Source organism: Vibrio sp. 378, from assembly GCF_033339435.1.
In genome coordinates this window covers 171,433-191,706 of the sequence record NZ_JAWOUO010000004.1, presented here as the reverse complement: position 1 = coordinate 191,706, position 20,274 = coordinate 171,433, and the positions used below count along the sequence as shown (strand labels likewise).

General features: G+C 44.5%; 23 protein-coding genes. 5 read left to right on the top strand and 18 right to left on the bottom strand.

Features of this window, described 5'->3' with window-relative positions; all coding sequences use genetic code 11:
• Positions 1 to 62: 62 nt before the first annotated feature.
• Together R7Q48_RS09650 and R7Q48_RS09645 are read right to left on the bottom strand one after the other, a co-directional pair.
• A complete protein-coding gene (locus R7Q48_RS09650) occupies positions 63 to 1,367 on the bottom strand; it encodes an inosine/guanosine kinase (RefSeq protein ID WP_005378187.1) in 1,305 nt (434 codons plus the stop codon).
• A 117-nt stretch (positions 1,368 to 1,484) separates the two neighbouring features.
• Positions 1,485 to 1,754: a hypothetical protein gene (locus R7Q48_RS09645; protein WP_005378190.1), complete on the bottom strand. Its 270-nt coding sequence runs from the start codon at positions 1,752 to 1,754 to the stop codon at positions 1,485 to 1,487.
• 188 nt (positions 1,755 to 1,942) lie between these two features.
• On the opposite strand from R7Q48_RS09645, the gene mnmA reads away from it, so the two are divergent.
• The 3 genes from mnmA (at position 1,943) to purB (ending at position 5,219) form a co-directional block, all read left to right on the top strand.
• Complete coding sequence (gene mnmA, locus R7Q48_RS09640) at positions 1,943 to 3,067, top strand: tRNA 2-thiouridine(34) synthase MnmA (RefSeq protein ID WP_206954051.1); 1,125 nt, start codon at positions 1,943 to 1,945, stop codon at positions 3,065 to 3,067.
• A 10-nt stretch (positions 3,068 to 3,077) separates the two neighbouring features.
• Positions 3,078 to 3,695, top strand: a complete 618-nt coding sequence (gene hflD, locus R7Q48_RS09635; RefSeq protein ID WP_005378194.1) for a high frequency lysogenization protein HflD — start codon at positions 3,078 to 3,080, stop codon at positions 3,693 to 3,695.
• A 153-nt stretch (positions 3,696 to 3,848) separates the two neighbouring features.
• Entirely contained in the window at positions 3,849 to 5,219 is a 1,371-nt protein-coding gene (gene purB, locus R7Q48_RS09630) for an adenylosuccinate lyase (protein WP_206957371.1), read from the top strand.
• 132 nt (positions 5,220 to 5,351) lie between these two features.
• On the opposite strand, the gene R7Q48_RS09625 is transcribed toward purB, so the two are convergent.
• The 9 genes from R7Q48_RS09625 to htpX form a co-directional block, all read right to left on the bottom strand.
• Positions 5,352 to 5,885, bottom strand: coding sequence for a DUF3833 domain-containing protein (locus tag R7Q48_RS09625; protein WP_206957373.1), 534 nt, complete (start codon positions 5,883 to 5,885; stop codon positions 5,352 to 5,354).
• Positions 5,885 to 6,478, bottom strand: a complete 594-nt coding sequence (locus tag R7Q48_RS09620) for a chalcone isomerase family protein (RefSeq protein ID WP_017821712.1) — start codon at positions 6,476 to 6,478, stop codon at positions 5,885 to 5,887. The genes R7Q48_RS09625 and R7Q48_RS09620 overlap by 1 nt, the downstream gene beginning before the upstream one ends.
• Positions 6,438 to 6,950: a DUF2878 domain-containing protein gene (locus tag R7Q48_RS09615; RefSeq protein ID WP_206957375.1), complete on the bottom strand. Its 513-nt coding sequence runs from the start codon at positions 6,948 to 6,950 to the stop codon at positions 6,438 to 6,440. The genes R7Q48_RS09620 and R7Q48_RS09615 overlap by 41 nt, the downstream gene beginning before the upstream one ends.
• Positions 6,951 to 6,956: 6 nt before the next feature.
• Positions 6,957 to 8,213 (bottom strand): SAM-dependent methyltransferase, encoded by a 1,257-nt coding sequence (locus R7Q48_RS09610; protein ID WP_017821710.1) that lies wholly within the window; start codon positions 8,211 to 8,213, stop codon positions 6,957 to 6,959.
• On the bottom strand, positions 8,207 to 9,025 hold the full coding sequence (locus R7Q48_RS09605; RefSeq protein ID WP_206957378.1) for a DUF1365 domain-containing protein: 819 nt from the start codon (positions 9,023 to 9,025) through the stop codon (positions 8,207 to 8,209). The genes R7Q48_RS09610 and R7Q48_RS09605 overlap by 7 nt, the downstream gene beginning before the upstream one ends.
• 1 nt (position 9,026) lies before the next feature.
• Complete coding sequence (locus R7Q48_RS09600) at positions 9,027 to 10,337, bottom strand: NAD(P)/FAD-dependent oxidoreductase (protein WP_206957381.1); 1,311 nt, start codon at positions 10,335 to 10,337, stop codon at positions 9,027 to 9,029.
• Positions 10,338 to 10,349: 12 nt separating this feature from the next.
• Positions 10,350 to 11,075, bottom strand: a complete 726-nt coding sequence (locus R7Q48_RS09595) for an SDR family oxidoreductase (RefSeq protein WP_033905083.1) — start codon at positions 11,073 to 11,075, stop codon at positions 10,350 to 10,352.
• On the bottom strand, positions 11,072 to 11,491 hold the full coding sequence (locus R7Q48_RS09590) for a nuclear transport factor 2 family protein (protein WP_005378211.1): 420 nt from the start codon (positions 11,489 to 11,491) through the stop codon (positions 11,072 to 11,074). Before R7Q48_RS09590 ends, R7Q48_RS09595 begins: the two co-directional genes overlap by 4 nt.
• A 209-nt stretch (positions 11,492 to 11,700) precedes the next feature.
• Entirely contained in the window at positions 11,701 to 12,570 is an 870-nt protein-coding gene (htpX, locus tag R7Q48_RS09585; RefSeq protein WP_005388085.1) for a protease HtpX, read from the bottom strand.
• 509 nt (positions 12,571 to 13,079) lie between these two features.
• Between htpX and R7Q48_RS09580 the strand changes: the two genes are divergently transcribed.
• Positions 13,080 to 13,247: a hypothetical protein gene (locus tag R7Q48_RS09580; RefSeq protein ID WP_005378215.1), complete on the top strand. Its 168-nt coding sequence runs from the start codon at positions 13,080 to 13,082 to the stop codon at positions 13,245 to 13,247.
• Positions 13,248 to 13,328: 81 nt separating this feature from the next.
• On the opposite strand, the gene bioD is transcribed toward R7Q48_RS09580, so the two are convergent.
• Genes bioD through bioB form a run of 4 tightly spaced genes read right to left on the bottom strand, consistent with a single transcriptional unit; the run spans position 13,329 to position 17,023 of the window.
• Positions 13,329 to 14,015, bottom strand: coding sequence for a dethiobiotin synthase (gene bioD, locus R7Q48_RS09575; RefSeq protein WP_005388086.1), 687 nt, complete (start codon positions 14,013 to 14,015; stop codon positions 13,329 to 13,331).
• Positions 14,012 to 14,833: a malonyl-ACP O-methyltransferase BioC gene (gene bioC / locus R7Q48_RS09570; RefSeq protein ID WP_005388087.1), complete on the bottom strand. Its 822-nt coding sequence runs from the start codon at positions 14,831 to 14,833 to the stop codon at positions 14,012 to 14,014. Before bioC ends, bioD begins: the two co-directional genes overlap by 4 nt.
• Positions 14,833 to 15,984: an 8-amino-7-oxononanoate synthase gene (bioF, locus tag R7Q48_RS09565; RefSeq protein ID WP_256902840.1), complete on the bottom strand. Its 1,152-nt coding sequence runs from the start codon at positions 15,982 to 15,984 to the stop codon at positions 14,833 to 14,835. Before bioF ends, bioC begins: the two co-directional genes overlap by 1 nt.
• The gene (gene bioB, locus R7Q48_RS09560) at positions 15,971 to 17,023 is read right to left on the bottom strand and encodes a biotin synthase BioB (RefSeq protein WP_086369529.1); all 1,053 of its coding nucleotides are present in this window, start codon (positions 17,021 to 17,023) and stop codon (positions 15,971 to 15,973) included. Before bioB ends, bioF begins: the two co-directional genes overlap by 14 nt.
• Positions 17,024 to 17,153: 130 nt before the next feature.
• Between bioB and bioA the strand changes: the two genes are divergently transcribed.
• Positions 17,154 to 18,434, top strand: coding sequence for an adenosylmethionine--8-amino-7-oxononanoate transaminase (gene bioA / locus R7Q48_RS09555; protein ID WP_256902839.1), 1,281 nt, complete (start codon positions 17,154 to 17,156; stop codon positions 18,432 to 18,434).
• Between the two features lie 69 nt (positions 18,435 to 18,503).
• Here the strand turns inward: bioA and R7Q48_RS09550 are convergent, their stop codons facing one another.
• The 3 genes from R7Q48_RS09550 to R7Q48_RS09540 form a co-directional block, all read right to left on the bottom strand.
• The gene (locus R7Q48_RS09550) at positions 18,504 to 18,770 is read right to left on the bottom strand and encodes a DksA/TraR family C4-type zinc finger protein (RefSeq protein ID WP_005437185.1); all 267 of its coding nucleotides are present in this window, start codon (positions 18,768 to 18,770) and stop codon (positions 18,504 to 18,506) included.
• 137 nt (positions 18,771 to 18,907) lie between these two features.
• The gene (locus tag R7Q48_RS09545; protein WP_256902838.1) at positions 18,908 to 19,348 is read right to left on the bottom strand and encodes a hypothetical protein; all 441 of its coding nucleotides are present in this window, start codon (positions 19,346 to 19,348) and stop codon (positions 18,908 to 18,910) included.
• A complete protein-coding gene (locus R7Q48_RS09540) occupies positions 19,342 to 20,073 on the bottom strand; it encodes an ATPase (protein WP_256902837.1) in 732 nt (243 codons plus the stop codon). The genes R7Q48_RS09545 and R7Q48_RS09540 overlap by 7 nt, the downstream gene beginning before the upstream one ends.
• Positions 20,074 to 20,274 lie beyond the last annotated feature (201 nt).

Sequence of the window (20,274 nt, the reverse complement as noted above, 5' to 3'; positions counted from 1 at the left end):
AGCCACATTTCTTAATGTGCCTTTTACTTTAGTTACAGAATAGTTAATTAAACCGCTTCGTATTAACGTTCCCAGTATGCTTCTTCTAGGCTATCTTCTCGCTCAGGAAGTCCGCGCGACAATCGTGGTGAATGTTGCACGAGAACTTCGTAGCTAGCACGGTTTGCGTATTTGCAGACTTGAGAAAAAGAAGAGTAAGTTAAATACTCGTTACTGTGCTTGCTTGAATTAGGCACATTTTCTTTATGGTATTTATTTGCTGCCATATCATGAAGAACAGCAGATAACGCGGCATCACCTGCGCCATTTGTATTCTTAATTTTTTCTGGGCCACCCATATATGGCGAGATATGCGAGTACACTTTTATTGGCGTCTCGCATGAGTCTTTTTTCGCCGGACGACTGAATTCATAACGATTAAATTCAGCAATTGACCCTGGAAGTAATGGCAAAGAAGTTTCGCGCTTCGCGCTATCTTCCGTATACCCAGCCATAAATAGACCTACAGGACCCGCCGTGCACAATACTAGATCAGCCCACTCCAATGTTTTATCAGACGCAGCAAGTGGATCAGATTCCCCCGTCAGAGCTTCTGCTTCATCTTCATTCATCGCAACGACAGAAACGTTATCTCGAATGAATTCTTGCCAATATTTAGGATCATCTTGAATAACAAACTTTGTGCCTAGAGTCAGAACAACAGGCACATCATTCTTTTTCGCGTACTCAATCGCTTTCATTGTTGCTTCCGGCATTGGGTCGCCGTCTTTGCAACGTACTAGATATGACGTCAGTACAAGTGCTGATGCATTTTTAAAGATTTTCTCTGGAATGCTATCAGGATGGAGTTGGTTCATTTGCCCTTCGCTGATAGCAAAAGTACGTTCACCGTCTTCTGTGATAAGAGCAAAACAACGGCCAATTGCACCATCTACACCTTGTAGGTAGTTCAAATCCATGCGGCTTGATGTATTACAAAGATAACGGTAACCGTAGCTGCCAATCTTAATATCCTGGCTCATCACTCCAAGTAGTGTGGAGCGATCATCCGCTAGCACGGAGTAGTTATGTAGCGTGTTACCAATTGTACCGCCCGCATACTCATTGGTAATCAAGTTCTCTTCTTTCAGTTGCTGGTATAACTCTTCTGCTCTTTCGTCATCGATAACCAGAGAGTGACCTTTACTCAGACCGTACTTTTCAATCACATCCGTTGTAACTTTTGCTTCAATATCAACCAAGGTTTGGTCAATACCAATGATGTGAGTGCGCGTCATCTTCTTGCTTTCTTGTGCTTGGCTCACCAGCGGGTCACGAGCATGAACAGGAAAATAGTGCTTCGATTTGCGTTGTCCAGGAAATTTCATATTGTCAGTCTGAGTAAGGGGATGAAAAGGAGAGCGGATTCTATACCGCTAATAATAAAGCAGCAATAAAAGCGATTATAGCAAACGTTTGCTGACTACTTTTTTCTTTTAGGTGGCTTATTCACCTTCCATAAAGCTGAGATCTGGTAGTTGCTCAAGGTGCTCGCTATAACGCTTTAGGTTGAACTCACCCTCATTCTTCATTACATCAAAAATCTCAATTGACATCGCACATGCCATCATCGCAACCGCATCTTCACGTGGTGTGCCAGTCATCATTAAACGCATAAGGGTTTCTTTTACTTTAAGCGGGTTACCATCTTCGAGCTGATTTTCAACAATTTCAATCAACTCACTTTCTTGCATAAATTGGTTTTCTTCTGTCATTTGATGTTTCCTCTTGGATTTTGGCCAACTATGCCATATATACCTCTTCTATACTTGCGAAATTACTCGTTCGAATCTTTGTTGAAGAAAAATCCAGCGAAACGAATTGTGATTTCGATCTCGGATCTGTCACCGGTCTGTGGATTCTGATAGAATCTGCATCCCGTTTATTTAAGTGGTGTTTAGTAATGTCTGATAACAGCCAAAAGAAAGTCATCGTCGGTATGTCCGGCGGCGTTGATTCATCTGTTTCCGCGTATCTTCTAAAGCAGCAAGGCTACCAAGTAGAAGGCCTTTTCATGAAGAACTGGGAAGAAGATGACAACGAAGAATATTGTACAGCGGCAGAAGATCTTGCTGACGCTCAGGCAGTATGTGACAAGCTAGGCATCCACCTACACACTATCAACTTTGCTGCCGAATACTGGGATAACGTATTTGAGTACTTCCTTGCTGAATACAAAGCGGGCCGTACTCCGAACCCTGACATTCTTTGTAACAAAGAAATCAAGTTCAAAGCATTCCTAGAATTCGCTGATGAAGTACTTGATGCTGATTACATTGCAATGGGCCACTATGTGCGTCGCTCTTTCCCAGAAAACGGTGAAAAACCACAGATGCTACGTGGTCTAGATGGCAACAAAGATCAAAGCTACTTCCTGTACACATTAAGCAACGAGCAAATCGCACGTAGCCTATTCCCTGTTGGTGACCTAGAGAAACCAGAAGTACGCCGCATTGCGGAAGAACAAGACCTAATTACTGCTAAGAAGAAAGATTCAACTGGTATTTGTTTCATCGGTGAACGCAAGTTTACGGAATTCCTAGGTCGCTACCTTCCAGCTCAGCCTGGTAATATCGAGACTCCAGAAGGCGAAGTGATTGGTCAACACCAAGGCCTGATGTACCACACACTTGGTCAGCGTAAAGGTCTACACATCGGTGGCCGTAAAGGCGGCGGTGGTAACGAGGCCCCATGGTTCGTTGGTGAGAAAGATCTAGAACGTAACGTTTTGATTGCTGTTCAAGGTAAAGACCATCCAATGTTGAAATCAGAAGGTCTACTTGCATCACAACTTCACTGGGTAGATCGTGAGCCAATTCGCGATGTTATGAAGTGCACAGTGAAAACTCGTTACCGTCAGGAAGATATTCCTTGTACAATCATCCCTATCGATGATGAAAACATTAAAGTTATCTTTGACGAGCCACAAATTGCTGTAACTCCAGGTCAATCAGCAGTGTTCTACAAAGGTGACGTGTGCCTAGGTGGCGGCATCATCGAGCAACGCATTAAATATTCTCAAGCTTAGGAGTCGTTACGTGGCGAATACACTTTATGACCGTACTATCGCTTTCGCTGGGATTTGCCAAGCTGTTGCTTTAGTTCAACAGGTAGCGAGAAACGGACATTGTGATCAAGATGCTTTTGAAACATCAATCAACGCTATTTTGAGCACGAACCCTGCTAACACAGTTGGCGTATTCGGTCGCGAAGCCGATCTAAAGCTCGGCCTAGAATGCTTGGTTAAAGGGATTGATAGCACACCATCAGGCAGTGAAATTACTCGTTACATTATTAGTTTAATGGCGTTAGAGCGTAAGTTAAGCTCTCGTAACGATGCTATGTCTCAGCTTGGTGATCGTATTCAAATGGCCAAGCGTCAGTCAGAGCACTTTGAGCTACTAGACGATCAAATGATCAGCAATTTAGCGAGCATCTATCTGGATGTCGTTAGCCCTATTGGCCCACGCATTCAAGTAACGGGCACGCCATCTGTACTGCAGCAGACGGCAAGCCAACACAAAGTTCGTGCGCTGTTGTTATCTGGCATTCGTAGTGCAGTTCTTTGGCGTCAAGTTGGTGGTAAGCGTCGCCACCTAATCTTCGGGCGCAAGAAGATGGTAGAGCAAGCACAAATCCTTCTTGCTCGTCTGTAGTAAAATATCAAATAAGCAGCTCGCGTTTATCGCGAGCTCATTTTTTTCGACTAAAATAAATCTCGCGCAAACGTTTGCGCAATATTCGTGACAATTGCCACAGTTATTGGTATAAAGCTCACGAAATTTAGAAACCCAATTCAGGAGAACATCATGGAACTGTCAGCATTGACTGCTGTTTCACCAGTAGACGGCCGTTACGGAAGCAAGACAATTGCGTTACGCGAAATTTTCAGTGAATACGGTCTACTAAAGTACCGTACTATCGTTGAAATCCGCTGGCTACAAAAGCTTGCTGCTACTGCTGAAATTGCAGAAGTGCCAGCGTTTAGCGCAGAAGCAAACCAATTCCTAGACGACCTTGCAGCAAACTTCTCTGAAGAAGATGCACGCCGTATCAAAGAGATCGAGCGTACAACTAACCACGACGTAAAAGCGGTTGAGTACTTCCTAAAAGAGAAAGTAGCAGACGTTCCTGAACTGCACGCAGTAAACGAGTTCTTCCACTTCGCATGTACTTCTGAAGACATCAACAACACATCACACGCTCTAATGCTTAAAGAAGCGCGTGAGAACGTGATTCTTCCAGAAATCCGTAACCTAATCGACGCTATCAAAGCACTAGCAGTGGAATACCGCGACATTCCTCTTCTATCTCGTACACACGGTCAGCCTGCTTCTCCATCTACTATGGGTAAAGAAATGGCAAACGTGGCGTACCGTATGGAGCGTCAATTCAAGCAAATCGAAAACGTTGAGATCCTAGCGAAAATCAACGGTGCAGTAGGTAACTACAACGCACACCTTTCTGCTTACCCAGATCTAGATTGGCACAAGTTCTCTGAAGAGTTCATCACAGAGTCTCTAGGCGTAACTTGGAACCCTTACACAACTCAAATCGAACCGCACGATTACATCGCTGAGCTGTTCGACGCTATCGCTCGTTTCAACACTATCCTGATTGACTTCGACCGTGACGTTTGGGGTTACATTGCACTAGGCCACTTCAAGCAAAAAACTATTGCTGGTGAGATCGGTTCTTCAACAATGCCTCACAAAGTTAACCCAATCGACTTTGAAAACTCAGAAGGTAACCTAGGTCTTGCGAACGCTGTATTCGGCCACCTAGCACAGAAACTGCCTATCTCTCGTTGGCAACGTGACCTAACTGACTCAACGGTTCTACGTAACCTTGGTGTTGGTGTTGGCTACGCAATCATCGCTTACACTTCTACGCTTAAAGGCATCAGCAAGCTAGAAGTAAACCGTGAAGCGCTTCTTGCTGAACTAGACAAGAACTGGGAAGTACTAGCGGAGCCAGTACAAACAGTTATGCGTCGTTACGGCATCGAGAAGCCATACGAGAAGCTGAAAGAGCTAACTCGTGGTAAGCGTGTAGACGGCGAAGCAATGCGTAACTTCATCGACGGTCTTGAGCTTCCTGAGCACGAGAAAGCACGTCTGAAAGAGATGACGCCAGCGAACTATATCGGTCAAGCAATCGAGCTGACAGATAAGCTGTAATCCTCCTGTAACGACCAGATACCTAAAAGGTTGACGCGAAAGCGTCAACCTTTTTAGTTAGGGGAGTTAGGTCGGGAGAAAATAATTTTAGTTATATGGCATGGATTATTAATTGAAGATCTTCCCCATTTGTTATGGCTGCTTTTGGAAGAACAAGGTTATTGTTCCTACTTCCACACCAAACTTTTTTATTTTCGTTAGATTGAAAACGTGTCTGTCATCCTGACGGTAAAGCCAATCATCAAAAGCAACCGTCACTGATGAATCCTCCATTTGTAGCTCAAAGTCATATTGCCACTGTAGCGCATTGCCCTGCTCTTCCCCTGTTGCCACACCTATAATATCGTCTGCCTTACCTTCATAACGACCGTCTTCTAATCTAGTGATAACCCAAATTCGCTGGTCCACCTCTCCGTCATCAAACGCGAAGTCTTCCACTAGCGTCAGCGTATCACCCGCTACAGTACCCACTATATCGACTTCAAAGCGACGCGTTTGCTGTCCGGTATAATCTTGCACCATCCCCCACGCCTTTATGTCGCCTTCGAAATAACCGAATACGTCAAAAGTCGGTGTAGAAGAGCGGTAATTATCAATGTCTGCGGAACATGCCGAAAGAAAAACAGCTGCCACTAAAGTCGCTGATTTAAAAATTCGTTTAAACACTATCTAACCTGCCCTATCAATTGTTTTCGGAGTTTCGGAAATTCTGTGTTGGGTGATAACCATATAGCCAAAAATGCATCGTTCATTCGTTCGTCTTCAATGATGCCAACGTTCTTTACTTGCACGTCCCCAACCTGCTTATAAAACAGCTGACCAGATTTTCCATCTGTTAGATAAGTAAGCTCGTCACCTTTTTGAATATCAGGAAACATACGATCGAGCTCGCTGATCCAAGCTTTTCGATATGAGTCAGTAAAACCCAATTTCGCCCACTGCTCATCCGTCACATCAAGCAGCTGTTGCTTACTGATGTCTCTCTTGTAATTAATTTCCAACGCAAGGGGATGTGGCGATACGTCATCGCTTACGATGAACTTTCCATCAGGCGCTTTTAATCTTGAGTGATAAATATCGAAGATGAACCAAGTAAGTTGGGCTTCTCCAACAGTTTTCCATCCCTTCCAATTCGCAATGTTGCTTGCGGCTTCGCTGTTTCCAACAGGTTGAGCTTGCAGAGCAAAAGAGCCAGTTACTATTACCAACGCAAGCAGCCTAGTCAGTCTCTGAGTTAAGTCTCTCTTCAAGCTTTTCATTTCCGTACACCTTGAGTATCAAGAGCATCATGACGCACCATTCGACAAACAACATTGCCAGTGTAGCGCCAGTGCTAAATCCAAATTCAACGGCTTGGAGCTTATAGCCAGCAAAGTAACTCGCTGTTCCTCCGAGTCCGCCTACTATTGATACGTAGGTTTTTGGGAAACGGTACAAAATTGACTTAAGTTGATAGGCATACCAAGAAAACAAAACCCACAAGCATAATAACCAGACTGGCAGCCATGGGGTAGGAAAGACAAAGACCGAGAGTTGTTGATTGAGCGTATCAATCACGAGCCCGCTCGTGACGATCACACCAATACTTTTGAGCGAAGATGCATCGCTTTTCAGACAGTATAGTAGGGTTGCCAAAGTAAGGAATAACGTCACCCATTGCCATTGATAGGTTCCAAGCACCGCTGCAAACCAGCAGAGTTGGAACCATGTCGAAGCAAGAAATACCTTCATAACGAACTACGGGCGTTGAAACGTCATGTGAACTGCACTGATCGTGCGAGCCAAAAAGCCACCTTCACAGTAGCTCAAATAGTAGCGCCACATACGCACAAAGCGATCGTCGTAGCCAAACGAGCGCACTTCATTCTCTGCTCGATTAAAACGTAGGTGCCATTCGTTCAGCGTCTTGGCGTAGTCCAAACCAATATCGAACAAGTCTCGCGTCACTAAGTCACTGTATTTTGTTGTGGCTTGGGTTAGTGAGGTTACCGACGGTAAAAAACCACCCGGGAAAATGTACTTTTGGATAAAGTCGACGTTGTTACTGTAGTAATCGTAACGCTGATCGGCAATCGTAATTGCTTGAATCGCCATCAAGCCACCGGACTTCAACAAAGACTCACAGACCTTAATGTACGAAGGCAGGAATTGTTTGCCCACAGCTTCAATCATTTCAATAGAAACGAGCTTGTCATAAGTGCCGGTTAGGTTGCGGTAATCTTCTTTGAGTAGAGTGATTTTGTCTTCTAAGCCACGCTCTTTGATTTTTTGCTCCGCGTACGCGTGTTGCTCTTCAGATATCGTTGTTGTGGTGACCTGACAGCCGTATTGTTCGGCCATGTAAATCGCCATAGCGCCCCACCCAGTGCCAATTTCAACAACATGATCAGTGGGCTTCAGCTCAAGTTGCTGACATAGACGATCCATTTTGTTGATTTGAGCCTGCTCTAGAGAGTCATCCGCATGATTGTAAAGCGCCGACGAGTACAGCATATTGGTGTCAAGGAACGCTTCGTATAGGTTGTTACCCAAGTCGTAATGCGCATGGATATTTTTACGTGAGTTCTCTTCAGAGTTTCTGTTTGACCAATGGCTGAACTTGTACAGTATTTTAGTCAACCAACTGCCTTGCTCTTCGAGTTTATCTAGAGCACGCATGTTAAGGGCCATCAGCTTCATTAATGAGGTTAAATCGGGGCTATCCCACCACCCATCCATATAAGCCTCACCAGCAGCAATACTGCCGCCCTGCAAGATCCGTGAATAAAAACCTGGATGTTTTACCTCTATAGTAGCGACAACAGGTTGACCACTGTACTCCCCATTTGGCGCACTAAAACGCTCGCTTCGCTCTGTCGTTTCCGTCTTAAAACTTTCAATAACTGTTAAGCAGCCGATTTCCATTTTTTGCAGACATTGAAAAATAACTCCGCGAGCCGCTTTTTGCGTTGTAGTCAATTTACGCGGCAATGTCATAGAACTAGTATTTAACATGCAGAATTCTCCTTGTGCTTTTTATTTTTTTTGTCTGTTTTTTCAGTATCGGCTTCTATTTCTTCATGCGTTGAATATTTAGGATGAGAATAAAAAGGTGCGCCTTTCACCCAAAGTTTTAATGCGTGCCAATAAATACCAACCATTACTTTTACCGTTTGTATTGGTGTAACGATCAAACACCTCAATAAGGTTTTGCTTGAAAGTGGCTTGGCTTTCATAACCATGGTGGCATCAAAGTGTTTCTCTCCTTTGTGACATTCAAGATGAATATTCAACTTGTCTGTCAAAGGTTTAATTCTCCAGCGGTAGAGTTGGTCAATCGGGTTGAATGGTGAAACATGGAATGCTTTAACTTGTTCCCAACCAAACTTTTCTTCTTCTTTATCTGCTGACACCACGTAGTAATGTCGTTCATTCCAAGGAGTGTTACTCACCTCTGCGAGGAGATACTTCCATTCTCCTTCCGTGTTATAAACGTAGTAGAAATTAACGGGACTGAAATAAAGTCCTAGATAACGCAAGTGACAGACTGCGATTACTTTGCCGGTACAGCGAACACCTGTCAGTTCTTCAACTTTGCTGTGCACTGCCGACTTGACGCTACCTTCACCAATGTAATCACTGCGCTTGAAGCGAGCCCAATGCCACCAACGCGAACCAAAACCCCATACTTTTTTCTCTAAAGCATCGAGCTCGTCTACATCGATGGCGGGCATAAATAAAGAGTAGTTCAACTCATGATTCACCGGCGTGAATCGACGGTGACGAACGTTGCCTATAAACAATCGGCTGTTCATTTGGCTATCCATATCACGCCGCGCCTTTTTCAAAAGGAACCACATTTTGTTCACGATACTTTTCTTCTAATCCCTTAACTACGTCAATCGCGCTGCGCACACCATCTTCATGGAAACCGTTATACCAATAAGCGCCGCAGAACCATGTGCTCTGTTTACCTTGAACTTCGTCTTTGCGCTGCTGCGCTGCTATCGACTCCGTTGTAAATACAGGATGATGATAAGTGAACGAGCGCAAAATTTTATTTGGGTTGATTTGATTGGTGCTGTTCAACGTTACGCAAAATGTATGTTCTGATTGAACGTGCTGAAGGATGTTCATATTGTAAGTAAGCGAAGGAAGACGTTGCTGCTCATCTTCGCTACCTTCCAATAGGTAGTTCCAAGATGCCCACGCCGCCTTGCGTTTTGGCAATAGGCCGGTATCGGTATGAAGAACAACCTCATTAGCTTGATACGTCATATCCCCCAAGATTTCCTGCTCGATTGGGCTGATATCCTCTAGCATTCGCATTGCTTGATCACTGTGACAAGCAAAGATAACGTCATCAAACCAATGCGTTTCTCCGCGAACTTGAACGCCAACCCCTTTTTCGTTGCGAACCACTTTTTCGACAGGACTATTAAGACGAATACTCTCGGCAAAGCCTTTGGTCAATGGTGGAATGTATGATCGTGAACCACCTTTAATCACATACCATTGTGGCCGGTTAGTCACATCTAGCAGACCGTGGTTGAGGAAGAAACGTAAGAAGAACATAAGAGGGAATGCGCGCATGTCAGCTAAAGTCGACGACCAAATCGCAGCACCCATCGGTAATATGTAGTTATCGGTAAAGAAAGCACTGAATTTGTGTTCATCAAGGAACTCACCTAACGTCTGAGAGTGCGAGGATTGCTCGCTAGCGAAGCGCTTGGCAAGTTTATTGAAACGAAGTATCTCGAAGATAAATCGATAAAATTTAGGGTTTGCCCAGTTGCGTTTTTGAGCGAACAATGTCGACACTGTGTGGCCGTTGTACTCTAGTCCGTTCCCATCGTTTCTGACACTGAAGCTCATTTGAGTCGGCAGACCTTCAACGCCAATCTCGCTCATCATTTTAATGAAATTAGGGTACGTACGGTCGTTATAGACGATGAACCCAGTATCTATCGCGTATTCTTTACCATCAAGGCTCACATCAACGGTTGCAGTATGGCCACCGATGTAATCGTTCGCTTCAAACAGCGTTACATCATGTTCTTTATGCAAGTAATAACCACAAGTAAGGCCAGAGATTCCCGTTCCCACAATCGCTATCTTCTTTCTTCCTGCTGTTTTCATTCTTATTCCTTCTTATGCTACGAGTTTAGCAGTTAGGCGAGCTTGCCAACTGTATGGAAGTAACGAGATAAAACGTAAAATACTGGTAAATCTCGCTGGGAAATAGATATAGGTCTTGTTGGCGGCTAACTGCTTCCTGATAGAGTCCGACGCTTGCTGAGTAGAAATGATCATTGGCATTTCGAAGTCGTTTTTGTCAGTCAACGGCGTTTCAACAAAACCAGGAAACACCGTTACCACATTGATCCCTTTCTTTTTCAAGTCGACGGCGAGCGTGCGTGCAAAATAACTGACTGCCGCTTTGGATGCGCCGTAAGCTTCAGCACGAGGCAGTGCCACTTCTGATGCGATAGAGCCAACAATAACAATGCGGTGCCCTCTCTCTAAATGCACTTGGCAGCCTTCAACGCAGTTGGCAACACCGACAACATTTACGTTCATCACACGCGCCATGAGTTTCGCGTCGACCACTCCCTCATCCATGTACTCACAATCGCCTGCGTTAAAAACCCATGTGTTTGGCGTAAAGGGCAAATTAGAGAGCGCCTGCTGAGTTTCCTCATAATTTGTCACATCAAACTGCAATGTATGAATTTTGGAGGAAACTGCCTCCAGTTCTGCAAGAACATCTTGATTCCGACCACAAGCAATCACATTCCATTCTGAGTTCGCGTAATCTAGGGCAAGCTGCCTTCCTATTCCGGAGGTGGCGCCTGTGATTAAGATGGTGTTGTTCATTGTCCTAACCTCTGCTTGATGGTTTTAACGACTGAACCAAGTAACGGTAAATGCTCATAGAGCATCTCTCCGAGATCAAAATAGTCTCGGTGATAAATGACCTGACCTTCGCTAAATTTGAGGTGCGAAACACCATTGACGAGAATAGGCGCACCCTTCTGAAGTTTGGGATGCTGAAGGTCCATTGTCCAAGTTAGGAAGCCTGTATCTCCGACTTGTTGATGCTCATGGATTACAAAATCACAACTGATGACGTTGGCATATAATGAGGTGAAATAATCCGAAAGTGCTGGCCATCCTTCTAAACGATGCGCTGCGTCCTCAAATACTACATCTTGGTGATATATATCCTTAAGCAGATGTAAGTTCGCTTTGTTGAGCTTTTGATAGATATTGCCAACAGACTGTATGTCCATTTTTTACTCCTACACGCCCATTAAGTTGTACAAAATTATTATATGTACAAGATAGTTCATTCCACCAAAGTTGTACAAAAATAATTTTGTATAACTTTATTTCTGTAAGTAGTACGTGATGAAGTTCGCACGCGATCAATCGGCGAAAAAAAAGGCTTGGTCAAAACCAAGCCTTTTCAGCAGATTAACAATTATTTAAGTAGGAACAATTAGTATTGCTGGCCTCGCAACGCTGCAATACGTTTATCTAGCGGAGGGTGGCTCATTAGTAGCTCAGTCAGCGACTGCTTGCCATTGATACCAAATGCCATCATGGTGCCATCCAGTTGAGATTCATGACTCACCTTCAAACGCTCTAGAGCCGCAATCATTTTTTCTTTGCCAACGAGGCGCGCAGCACCTGCGTCCGCGTGGAATTCGCGATGACGGCTGTACCACATAGTCAAGAAGCTAGCTAGGAAACCAAATACCAGTTCAAGCACCATGGATACGCCAAAGTAAACCATCATATTTGTACCTTGGCCTTCTTCATCATCGTTCGATGCCACGATATTGGCAATAAAGCGTGATAGGAAGATAACAAACGTGTTCACGACACCTTGCATCAACGTCATCGTGACCATATCACCATTTGCAATATGGCTCACTTCGTGTGCAAGTACTGCCTCTGCCTCATCACGAGTCATATTGTGTAAAAGACCAGTAGAAACTGCGACAAGAGAGTCATCTCGCTTTGCACCTGTCGCAAATGCATTGATATCTGGTGAATCATAAATAGCCACCGTTGGCATACCAATACCCACTTGTTGAGCTTGACGACCCACAGTTTCGACTAACCAATGCTCCGTTTCGTTGCGCGGGCTTTCAATGACCATACCACCAACCGAGCGTAGTGCCATACCCTTTGACATCATCAACGAAATAAATGCGCCACCAAAACCAAATACAGCAGCCATTACAAGTAAACCTGACAGACTGCCTGGTTGCATTCCAGTTACAGCGTAAACAATATTCAGAACAACACTAAGCACTAGCACGACAGCTAGGTTAGTTGCTAGGAATAACATAATTCGCTTCATTACTTTTCTCCGAGGAAGCTTATCGTTTTTTTAAAACGGATTGTTATAAGGAACAAATGGTAATCGCTATAAAAGCCAATTCCGTTGATTTTCATGTTCCGTGCGTTATAGATATAGTCTATCCGCGATAAAAACAAGGTTAAGCAATAAATTGCAACATTTGTTTTCGAGACTGAAATATTTGATTCAAGCGATTTCAAAACATGCTTTGGTAGGAGCTGGAACCTCCGTTCATATACATTTATCAAAATGATGAAATAAGCTCTGACCTACCCATCATCTATTGATAGATGATCTTGGTGTTAAATCTATCACCTCTTAGCAACTTAGCTAGAAATTTTTTAATAGACCAAAAACAATACGTTAGCTCTGCTATAGACTTTGGTCTTATTGTGCGGCTACATGGACATGCTAAATTCGAATGAGATGAACAAAACAGAGCCACTCTAAGTACATTGCAAAAAGTGCATTGGGTGAGCTCAAAAACTCCATGTATTGAGGGAAAAACCATGGTAGAAACTAACGACTATCAGATGGCTATTGATTTACTGCGTTGTCACCTAGGCATCTCAGAGGACGAGGCAAAGCAACAACTTGGTATTTCAACCGATCATCATATGTCTCAGCGTGTTGCAGAAACACAACAAGCATTGATGGGGCTCAGCCAAGATAAGTAATCTGACTTTTTAGGTTACACCAACAAGAAAGGGCTGCATTGCGCAGCCCTTTGGTTTTTTAGTCTTTTACCCTAAACACCATTAGTCAGTGTTTAGCAACGGCTCTACATTAATGTACTTGCCTAGCTCTTTGCGTTTAGCACTTGGAATATATGGAATTTCCCCAAGCTTAGGTGCATCGATACGTGCTTCTAGCATCTCGATAATGTCAGCGTAGTGCTCTGTGCCTGGGTTGACGCGGTTTGCCACCCAGCCAACAAGATTCAAACCATCCGCTTTAATACTCTCCGCTGTGAGTAAAGCGTGGCTCAAACAGCCTAATTTAATGCCAACCACCAGTACAACAGGTAACTGCTCTTCTTTTACCCATGTAGATAAACAGTCCGTATCGGATACTGGCACACGCCAGCCTCCAGCACCTTCAACGAGAACAACATCGGCTTGCTGCTTATGTTGAGCCAGTTTTTGACTCAGAACATCGTAACTTATTTCGACATGTTCATGCTTCGCTGCAATGTGGGGAGAAGCAGGCAACTCTAAAGCGTATGGGTTCACATCATCATAGGCCACATCGAGTGTTGCGACGTCTTGTAAGTGTAAAGCATCAGAGTTGCGCCATCCCGCTTCAGTCTTGTCACTCCCTGCTGCCACTGGCTTATAACCAATAGTGTTTAGTCCTTTTGCTGCGATCGCTTGCAAAATGGCTTTAGACGCTACCGTCTTTCCAACATCAGTATCCGTACCAGCAATAAAAAAAGCATCAATCATAGATGTATTACTCCAAAACAAACCTGATAACTTGCAGGTAGAAGACCTTGATCGTTTTTAAACGCTTGGTACGCATGCTCAACTTTTAACAAAGTCTCGCGACTAGTTAAACCGTGTGAGCGCCCGCTTACGTGATTTGCACCTATACCTTTGAGGTCACGCATAACTGAAAATGCAGAGTCGTACCAAACTGTGATGGTGGTCAAGTCTAGTTGATGGCTGTCACATCGAGATTGCGCTAACGCAATTTTTACCTGATTGAGCGTTAGAAAGTTATTGACGTGTTGATATGCATCAATTTTTTCCCATGATGCACGCAGCTCATACAGTGATCCATCAACCAGTGTAGAGAACCACGCTTTCCCACCATTTTTTAGCACGCGGCGCACTTCTTTTAGTGGGTAACTTAAATCTGTACACCATTGCAGCGCTAAACTTGAAAACACGTAATCGAAGCTATCATCGTCAAATGGTAAGTTTTCAGCATCAGCAACTTGGTAGTGCATTCGTACTGCACCACAACGCTGCTCTGCTTTATCTAACATGGCTTGAGAGATATCGCCGCAGACTACTTCCGCACCGCGTTGTTGAAGTAGTTGGGAGAAATAACCCGTGCCACAACCTAAATCCAATACACGTTTTCCCGTCAAGTTTTCAGGAAGTTTATCAAGCAGCTGATGCCCGACATCACGTTGAAAAGCCGCATGTTTATCGTATGTTTCTGCTGCTTTACCAAACGAAGAGGCAATCGCGTCTTTATCTTGATGGAAACTCTCTAACGCGAGCGTTTGCGCTAATGCGGTAGTTGCATTATCCATTACAGCGCTCCTAATGCTTGCTTCAATGCCATTGAAAGCGTTTTAACTTGTTCGTTGGTGTGATTGGCAGTGAGTGTGATTCGAAGACGAGACGTCCCTTTAGGCACCGTCGGTGGTCGAATAGCGGTAACCCAAATACCGTTTTGGCGACAAGCACCTGCTACTCGCAAAGCCAATTCAGATTCACCAATCAAAAAGGGCTTAATCGAAGTTTGAGTCTCAACAAACCCCTCAAGGTCGCTAAGACTATCTCGATACACTTCACTAAGCTCAGAGAGCTTTTCACGTCGCCAAGACTGCTCTTGAACCATCGAGACTGCATGAGTCAACGCATACGCTTGTGCTGGTGGTATCGCCGTGGAATACACATGGTGACGAGCAAACTGAGTTAAAAAGTCCCCCGTTGCGTGGTCACATAAAATAGCCGCGCCAGACATACCAAACGCTTTACCGAAGGTAACGACCAATAACTCAGGCTTAACCGCGGCAAGCTCGCAAGAGCCACCACCGCATTGACCAAGAACGCCAATACCATGAGCGTCATCGACAGCAAACCAAGCATCATGACTGCGAGTGACTTCAGCTATATCGCTGAGCGGCGCACAGTCACCGTCCATGCTGAATACTCCTTCAGTCACAACTAGATGGTTGCCTTCGCTATTCAACAGCGATTTTAGATGCTCGATGTCATTGTGCTTGAAACGCTTCATCTTAGCTGGTGACAACGCCCCCGCTTCCATCAATGAAGCATGATTCAAACGGTCTTGGATCAATACGTCTGTTTTTTCTAACAAGGTGAACAACAAGGCTTGATTAGCACTGAATCCAGAACCAAACATAATTGCTCTGTCGTAGCTCAACCATTCAGTTAGTGCGGCTTCTAAATTGCTGTGTGCTGCACTAAAGCCAGTCACCATTGGTGATGCTCCACTGCCACTGCCATATACGCTTAAACCTTGCTGCCAAGCACGAACAAGCGCTTGGTCATTAGCTAAGCCCAAATAATCATTACTTGAGAAATTAATGTAACGTCTACCTTCGTGTTCCAAAACGGACTGGTTACCGGCAAACACCACATTCATAGAACGATTCAACCCTTGCGTTTTACGCTCAGCAAGGGCGGACTCGATACGAGATTTAAACGCTGGCATCGTAGAAAAGGTCGTCTTTTGTCGGACGGGCAGCAACACGCTCTACGACGCGATCGAGTAACTCATTTTCTTCGATTTCATCAGGTTTTTGAGACACCTCTTGGCTGTTAATGCCGAGCTTATTGAACAACATCATGTCTTTGTCTTCAGAAGGGTTTGGCGTGGTCAGCAGTTTGCAGCCATAGAAGACGGAGTTTGCACCCGCCATAAAACACAGCGCTTGCATTTGTTCGTTCATGTTTTCACGGCCAGCGGATAAACGAACGGCTGATTGAGGCATCATGATTCGTGCAATCGCAATCAGGCGAATGAAATCGAAAGGCTCAACATCATCCACTTCTTCCAGTGGTGTCCCCTTTACCTTCACGAGCATGTTGATTGGAACGCTTTCAGGGTGTACCGGCAAGTTAGCCAATTCAACCAACAAACCTGCTCGGTCGTTAGCACTTTCACCCATGCCGATGATGCCACCGGAACAGATCTTCATGCCAGCATCACGTACGTGAGATAAAGTATCTAAACGGTCTTGGTAAGTACGTGTGGTAATAATGTTGCCGTAGAACTCAGGTGAGGTATCTAGGTTGTGGTTGTAGTAATCCAGACCTGCGGTTGCCAATTGCTTTGCTTGATCTGGTGTCAACATACCTAATGTCATACACGTTTCTAAACCCATGTCCTTCACGCCTTTGATCATGTCGGTCAAATGCGGCATGTCACGCTCTTTTGGATTTTTCCATGCTGCGCCCATACAGAATCGAGTAGAACCAGCATTTTTGGCTTTTTGCGCAGCATCGAGTACGCGTTCTACTTCCATCAGACGCTCTTTCTCGATGTCTGTGGTGTAACGAGCACTCTGAGGACAGTACTTACAATCTTCTGGACAAGCACCTGTCTTAATCGACAGAAGCGTGCTTACTTGAACATGGTTGGTTTGTTGATATTGACGATGTACAAGCTGCGCTTCGAATAGGAGATCCATGAATGGTTTTTCCATGAGATCGCGCACTTCAGCATGCGTCCAGTTATGACGAACTTCCACGTGTATTCCTTTAGTCACTTTTGTTGTTGTGTTGACAGTCTACTGAGTCTCGATAAACTGTCAACACAACGCAAAAGAACAAAGTTTACACCTGTCTGTTTTTTAACCTCAATTATTATTGGAATCGCACATGGATCTCGCCTTCGACCGCCAGCATATCTGGCATCCTTACACTTCGACATTGACACCTCTGACCTGCTACCCAGTGGCATCGGCAAATGGTGTTCATATTAAATTGGAAGACGGTACTGAGCTGGTCGATGGCATGTCTTCTTGGTGGTCGACGATCCACGGCTACAACCATCCGCACTTAAATCAAGCCGCGCACAAGCAAATCGATCAGGTCTCTCACGTGATGTTTGGCGGGATTACCCACCAGCCAGCAATCAGTTTGTGTAAAAAGTTGCTATCCCTAGCCCCAAGTAATCTTGAACATGTATTCCTTGCCGATTCAGGCTCCGTTGCCGTAGAAGTCAGCTTAAAAATGGCACTGCAATATTGGCATGCAAAAGACGAACGCCGACCGAAGTTTCTTACTTTGCGACACGGTTATCACGGCGATACGTTTGCGGCGATGTCGGTTACCGATCCTGACAACTCAATGCACTCTCTTTACAAAGGCTTTTTGCCTGAACATATCTTTGCGGAGTCACCAACTTGTGGTTATTGGGATGAATGGAAGCCAGAGGACCTTACCGACTTCGAGCACAAGATTGAAACGCTCCACCAAGAACTTGCTGCGGTGATCCTAGAACCTATCGTTCAAGGCGCAGGCGGCATGCGTATCTACCATCCAGAATTTCTCAAAGGCGTGCGTAGGCTTTGCGACAAATACGGTTTGTTATTGATTGCAGATGAGATCGCAACCGGATTTGGGCGTACTGGTAAGTTGTTTGCTTGCGAACATGCAGATATTCAACCAGACATTCTGTGTGTTGGGAAAGCACTCACTGGCGGCTACATGACTCTCTCTGCGACCCTGGCGAGCAAACACGTTGCGGATACCGTTTGTGGTGGTGATGCTGGCTGTTTTATGCACGGTCCAACCTTTATGGGGAATCCACTCGCTTGTGCTGTAGCTACTGCAAGTTTGGAATTGATTGAACAAGGTAACTGGCAACAGCAAACCCAACAAATCGAAGCGTTGTTTTCTGAGTTACTACCAAAACTTGAAGAATACGAGTTGGTAAAAAACACCCGTTGGTTAGGTGCCATTGGCGTAGTGGAAACGCATCGCCCTGTGAATATGGAAACTATCCAAGCCCTGTTTGTTGAACACGGAGTTTGGATTCGTCCATTTGGTAAACTGATTTATATGATGCCGCCGTTCATCAGCAAGCCAGAAGATATTGAAAAGTTAGTGGATGCGATTGATGCGGCGTTGCAACGTAAAGACTGCTTCGCTTCATAGTTCAATTCAATACGAAAACGGTTTGAGTATGAAACTCAAACCGTCTCTTTATTTTTCAGAGCAGTAAAGCTATCGAAGTTGACTGTCTTTACTCGCTCGTCGATTGAACAATGCTTGGCGTTGAGACACCAATTCGATTGTTGACTGACATTCGATACACAAACGAACGCCTTTCATTGCAAGACGACGCGCTTCCGGAATCTCATCACCACACTCATCGCAGTAATGGGCGCTCTCACCCTTTGTGATACTGCCACGAACACGGGAAATCTCGTCGTCTATTGTGTTTTGAATTTGTTGGCTGACGCTATCGTCGTTTGCCCACCCTACGGCCATAAGCCCTCCTCGTTACTTGAATGAGAAAATCTACTTACCGTGGTAAGATGGATGATTATATCGATTACAAATAACAAGATAATTAAGGTAAATACGAAAACACTATTACGTTTTAGTAATAATTACTCTGTAATCGATTATTCGGCGCTCTCATGGAAAAGCAATGCAAGGTTACTCATACTCCCTTCCTTGCATTCAAAATACTGTGTTTGCTCAGGCTCTCTCAAGGTAACACTGAGTATCCTCTCTACCTTACCAAACTCCTCGCTAAAGTACTCACTGACTAATATGACGAGCTCACCAATACTAAATTCCAGTGACTTCTCATCTACCAACGCTCGATGGTAATGTTTGATACGATAATCTTGAGGTTTAATGCGCAGTAAAACTGGGCTTTGATTCACAATGAACTTATTAAAGATAAGCCCACCTTTGCCTTGCTCTATCGAAATACTAAAATTCATAGTTTTGTTTACTGAACATTCAAAGACTTTTCTGGGCGAGGTGCTAGCAACGGCAACCGTGCTCATCATGGCAACACTTAAGCCCCAAGTGGCCACAAATCGTTTCATTACCATTCAGCCAACACTTTAAATAGCGCTTGTTCAGACATACGGGTTAATACATATCCGTGTGAAGATGAATATGAGCCACTGAGTACACTATTCTCTTTCTCAATGACGATATCCTCGATGCCGTCAGCGTTGTAATCACCTTTTGCTACAATCGTAATGACTTGAAAGCCATCGGTCGCGTCAAAGTACTCTGCTCTCACTTCACTGGAGACATGAGTTCTTTGGATATGGTCTGCTTCATCCCACGTTGATAGTGTCTTTGCTTTCTCAGCACTTTCGTTAGAAATAACAAAAGCAAGCGCACTTGGAGTCAAACTAGGAAAGCCATCATCTAACTTAAATTTCGATATATATGAGCGCTTGGAGGCGGTTAACTTTGCCATCTCACTCCATGTTTGGCACTGAGTTAAATACGCCTTATACGCGCCGTATTCATAAGCTTTAGCCGCAATAAAGCCCGCAGAGCTTGCAGTAGCTAAGTCTTTGCAATTAGACACCGATTCCGTGTCACCAGACGCACTTGCCAACTCAAGCCCGTATCCCCAGTCGAGTGAATTACGAAGCTGCATATTTTCTTTGGAAGGTTGCGCTAATTCGCGTGCAAAAAAGCGGTCGGTTCGCTCACTATCTAAGTATTGAGGCTGGATAAATTTACTTGCGATAGTACTCTCACTAACAAGTAAGGTAAGCGCAAAAGTTACGAGAAATGAAAGATGATTTACTGGCATAACGTATAACAACAAGGGCAAATGAAGCCATTAGCTTGTCACGTGAGAAACTGCTTAGAAAAATATCATTTATCTCCTACTGCCAGATTCTGGGCGAGCTCGTCACTAATGCGTGTGCAAACTACATAACAACGTATTTTCACTCGACGCAGATAACAAAAAACCCAGCACTAAGGCTGGGTTTTGGTGTTCTAGTGGTTA

Excerpts from the sequence above, each read along its gene's own strand:
- mnmA (WP_206954051.1), top strand. The coding sequence starts at position 1,943 with ATGTCTGATAACAGCCAAAAGAAAGTCATCGTCGGTATGTCCGGCGGC.
- R7Q48_RS09610 (WP_017821710.1), bottom strand. The coding sequence starts at position 8,213 with ATGTTAAATACTAGTTCTATGACATTGCCGCGTAAATTGACTACAACG.
- R7Q48_RS09645 (WP_005378190.1), bottom strand. The coding sequence starts at position 1,754 with ATGACAGAAGAAAACCAATTTATGCAAGAAAGTGAGTTGATTGAAATT.
- bioA (WP_256902839.1), top strand. The coding sequence starts at position 17,154 with ATGGATCTCGCCTTCGACCGCCAGCATATCTGGCATCCTTACACTTCG.
- R7Q48_RS09580 (WP_005378215.1), top strand. The coding sequence starts at position 13,080 with ATGGTAGAAACTAACGACTATCAGATGGCTATTGATTTACTGCGTTGT.
- R7Q48_RS09605 (WP_206957378.1), bottom strand. The coding sequence starts at position 9,025 with ATGGATAGCCAAATGAACAGCCGATTGTTTATAGGCAACGTTCGTCAC.
- R7Q48_RS09590 (WP_005378211.1), bottom strand. The coding sequence starts at position 11,491 with ATGGACATACAGTCTGTTGGCAATATCTATCAAAAGCTCAACAAAGCG.
- R7Q48_RS09620 (WP_017821712.1), bottom strand. The coding sequence starts at position 6,478 with ATGAAAAGCTTGAAGAGAGACTTAACTCAGAGACTGACTAGGCTGCTT.
- R7Q48_RS09595 (WP_033905083.1), bottom strand. The coding sequence starts at position 11,075 with ATGAACAACACCATCTTAATCACAGGCGCCACCTCCGGAATAGGAAGG.
- bioF (WP_256902840.1), bottom strand. The coding sequence starts at position 15,984 with ATGCCAGCGTTTAAATCTCGTATCGAGTCCGCCCTTGCTGAGCGTAAA.
- bioD (WP_005388086.1), bottom strand. The coding sequence starts at position 14,015 with ATGATTGATGCTTTTTTTATTGCTGGTACGGATACTGATGTTGGAAAG.
- bioC (WP_005388087.1), bottom strand. The coding sequence starts at position 14,833 with ATGGATAATGCAACTACCGCATTAGCGCAAACGCTCGCGTTAGAGAGT.
- purB (WP_206957371.1), top strand. The coding sequence starts at position 3,849 with ATGGAACTGTCAGCATTGACTGCTGTTTCACCAGTAGACGGCCGTTAC.
- R7Q48_RS09545 (WP_256902838.1), bottom strand. The coding sequence starts at position 19,348 with ATGGTAATGAAACGATTTGTGGCCACTTGGGGCTTAAGTGTTGCCATG.
- R7Q48_RS09540 (WP_256902837.1), bottom strand. The coding sequence starts at position 20,073 with ATGCCAGTAAATCATCTTTCATTTCTCGTAACTTTTGCGCTTACCTTA.
- htpX (WP_005388085.1), bottom strand. The coding sequence starts at position 12,570 with ATGAAGCGAATTATGTTATTCCTAGCAACTAACCTAGCTGTCGTGCTA.
- R7Q48_RS09615 (WP_206957375.1), bottom strand. The coding sequence starts at position 6,950 with ATGAAGGTATTTCTTGCTTCGACATGGTTCCAACTCTGCTGGTTTGCA.
- R7Q48_RS09600 (WP_206957381.1), bottom strand. The coding sequence starts at position 10,337 with ATGAAAACAGCAGGAAGAAAGAAGATAGCGATTGTGGGAACGGGAATC.
- R7Q48_RS09650 (WP_005378187.1), bottom strand. The coding sequence starts at position 1,367 with ATGAAATTTCCTGGACAACGCAAATCGAAGCACTATTTTCCTGTTCAT.
- R7Q48_RS09550 (WP_005437185.1), bottom strand. The coding sequence starts at position 18,770 with ATGGCCGTAGGGTGGGCAAACGACGATAGCGTCAGCCAACAAATTCAA.